The organism is Microcoleus sp. B9-D4 (genome assembly GCF_036705105.1).
Lineage (GTDB): Bacteria > Cyanobacteriota > Cyanobacteriia > Cyanobacteriales > Microcoleaceae > Microcoleus.
Map to the genome: position 1 here is coordinate 1 of NZ_JAUBTS010000146.1, position 2739 is coordinate 2739.

General features: G+C 45.5%; 4 protein-coding genes. All 4 read left to right on the plus strand.

The genetic code is table 11. The annotated features are described in order from the left end of the window. Nucleotides 1–266 precede the first annotated feature (266 nt). The 4 genes from QUB24_RS33115 to QUB24_RS33130 all read left to right on the plus strand — a co-directional run bounded on the left by QUB24_RS33115 (nt 267) and on the right by QUB24_RS33130 (nt 2667). On the plus strand, nt 267–485 hold the full coding sequence (locus QUB24_RS33115) for a DUF3285 domain-containing protein (RefSeq protein WP_172190724.1): 219 nt from the start codon (nt 267–269) through the stop codon (nt 483–485). A gap of 206 nt (nt 486–691) precedes the next feature. After that, the gene (gene ybeY / locus QUB24_RS33120; RefSeq protein ID WP_333157810.1) at nt 692–1228 is read left to right on the plus strand and encodes an rRNA maturation RNase YbeY; all 537 of its coding nucleotides are present in this window, start codon (nt 692–694) and stop codon (nt 1226–1228) included. 161 nt (nt 1229–1389) lie between these two features. Then, on the plus strand, nt 1390–1902 hold the full coding sequence (locus QUB24_RS33125; RefSeq protein WP_333157812.1) for a diacylglycerol kinase family protein: 513 nt from the start codon (nt 1390–1392) through the stop codon (nt 1900–1902). A gap of 177 nt (nt 1903–2079) precedes the next feature. Further along, entirely contained in the window at nt 2080–2667 is a 588-nt protein-coding gene (locus QUB24_RS33130) for an aminodeoxychorismate/anthranilate synthase component II (RefSeq protein ID WP_333157814.1), read from the plus strand. Nucleotides 2668–2739 lie beyond the last annotated feature (72 nt).

Genomic DNA, 2739 nt, shown 5'->3' on the forward strand with positions numbered 1-2739 from the left:
TATTTTAGCAAACTTTAGTAGTGGTGGCATTGTCTAGAATACATAGATAATGTTTTTTGTCAATGCGTAAGTCCTATGAAGATGAAAAGAAAATATCGAATTGATAATCAGGGCGATCGCACATTAATCTGTTGGTATAATCCCCCTTGAATGGGCCCAGGGCGATCGAAAAGCTAAAAAAGCCTACACAAAACGTTACATATTTGTTAACATCGGGACGAGCCTGTCCTCAACAGTCCCTCTCTTAACCTTCTAAACTAACCGTTATGAGTCAACCTCCCTCAGCAATTCCCGCCTCAGAAGAGTCCGCCGAAACCCCGACAGCACCGACAAACACTGCACCTCCACCGAGTTATGTCAAGCTGGCGATGCGGAACATGGTTCGCAAGCGGGCGACTTCTCTGTTTCATTTTGCCTTGACAGCTGCCGGACTTTTAGGCGTACTCGTGGGTTTGGCTTTTCTCGATCGCTATTTCAATTCTTAATTGGGGATTCCAACAATCAGCCTCTAATTTCTGCTGATGTTTTTGATATTTCTTAATCGGGAGTTAAGCTGATTGTTCTGCCTGCCTGTTGCAATCTCTAACAGATTACTGTATCTTTCCAGCAACAGCAAAATCCCCTGCCGTTCGATCGCGCAATTGGAATTTGTAAAAAAATTGAATATATCCCTTGACAGGAGAGCAAAAAAATGTTAATAGAGGTGAACGTCGAGGACTGTTACGGGCACGCCCTGCAGTCAGCCGACGCTTCCAACCTCCCTGAGAGTGGAGCCAGCGGGGAGATTGCAGCCGAAACCTGGGAAAATTGGTTTAGCGTTTGGCTGGAAAACCAGGCGGCGGATGTGCCAGTGGCCCCAGGCTACGAAGTCAGTCTGCGTTTAACCGCCGATACGGAGATGCAAGCCCTCAACCTCCAGTACCGCCAGCTAGATCGATCGACCGATGTACTAGCTTTCGCAGCTTTAGAGGTAGACTGTCCTCAGCTAGAGGAAATGCAGTCATCGGAACCCCTATACTTGGGTGATATCGTCATCTCGATCGATACAGCTAACCGACAAGCCCAGCAGCAAGGACATCCCCTGAAGACCGAACTAGCTTGGCTGGCAGCCCACGGTTTTCTGCATCTTTTGGGCTGGGATCACCCGGATGAAGAAAGTCTGACTCAAATGCTCGATCAACAAGAAACATTGCTGCAGGCGATCGGTCTTACGATCCAAACAGCATAACTGAAGTTGATGGTTACTTAACAAAGTATGTCAAGCCCAATATAACTTTCTGAAATTAAACCAAAACTTTAGTAAAAACTTAGAAAAGTTACCTAGACTTGATGAAGTTAATTTCAAAAGTTTAGCTTTCATTCATCTCTGTAAATTAAAGTTGGTTCTTTATGACACTAGATAGACCCTCAATTTCATCACAAATCGCACAGTTTCTGCCCATGCCTCAAGACTCTTCTAGCCAGACAGTCCACGAGTCTAAAAAAGCCTTGAAATACAACCGAGATCTGTCCTGGAAAATCGCATCTAGCTTAGCTACGAGTTTTAGATACGCTTGGGGGGGTCTGAGTTATGCTTTTGAAACTCAGCGCAATTTTCGGATTCACACTGTTATAGGAACATTGGCGATCGGACTCGCGCTATTTTTGCAACTCCAACCTGTAGAAATATCTGTGATCGGCGTCACCATTGGCATAGTTTTAGCAATGGAACTGTTGAATACGGCGATCGAATCCGTGGTAGACTTGACAGTCGGGCAATCCTACCACGAACTAGCCAAAATTGCCAAAGACTGCGGTGCTGGAGCGGTTCTGGTATCAGCAATGGCTGCTACGATCGTCGGTGCTGCACTTCTGCTTCCTCCTTTGTGGGCAGTCGTTCAAATTGCGATCGCCCGTCAGTAACTTATTGGGCCCAGAAAATTTTAGGTTTTAGATGACCAATTTGAGATTTTTAGTTTTCTTAGTCTATATTGCAGCTATTTTTATCTTCGGCATCTATCTAAAATCTTGAAACCCTTGCTTTCAGGGAGCGAGTTAACCTAAAATCTAAAATCTAAAACCTAAAATCTAACTTAACCCGTGATTATAGTCATCGATAACTACGACAGTTTTACATACAATTTGGTACAGTATCTAGGAGAACTCGGTGCTGAGTTGCCGGTAGCCAGCGAAGTGCAAGTCTACCGCAACGACCAAATTTCCTTAGCAGAAATTAGGCAATTACAGCCTGCGGCAGTGGTGATTTCTCCAGGCCCGGGGCGGCCGGAAGATGCGGGAATTTCTCTGGAATTAATCAAAGAATTGGGGCCGACTCTACCAATTTTAGGCGTGTGCCTCGGACATCAAAGTATCGGTCAAGTATTCGGCGGCAAAATTGTTTCTGCACCCGTGTTGATGCACGGCAAAACTTCTCAGGTAGAACACGCAGGAGTCGGAGTTTTTCAGGGCGTGGAATCGCCGATGATTGCAACTCGCTATCACAGTTTGGTAATTGAAAAGCAGAGTTGTCCTGAAGTTTTGGAAATTACGGCTTGGGTTGAAGACGGAACTATTATGGGCGTGCGGCACCGGGAATATCCGCACATTGAAGGTGTGCAGTTTCACCCGGAAAGTATTTTGACGACTGCGGGAAAGCAATTATTGCGAAATTTCTTGGAACGGCTTTAGGATCGCGAATTAAATAACTTACAATTTTAATTGTTATTGTGGGATGGGCGTCCCGCCCGTCCTTTTTGGACG

Excerpts from the sequence above, each read along its gene's own strand:
- QUB24_RS33125 (WP_333157812.1), top strand. The coding sequence starts at position 1,390 with ATGACACTAGATAGACCCTCAATTTCATCACAAATCGCACAGTTTCTG.
- ybeY (WP_333157810.1), top strand. The coding sequence starts at position 692 with ATGTTAATAGAGGTGAACGTCGAGGACTGTTACGGGCACGCCCTGCAG.
- QUB24_RS33115 (WP_172190724.1), top strand. The coding sequence starts at position 267 with ATGAGTCAACCTCCCTCAGCAATTCCCGCCTCAGAAGAGTCCGCCGAA.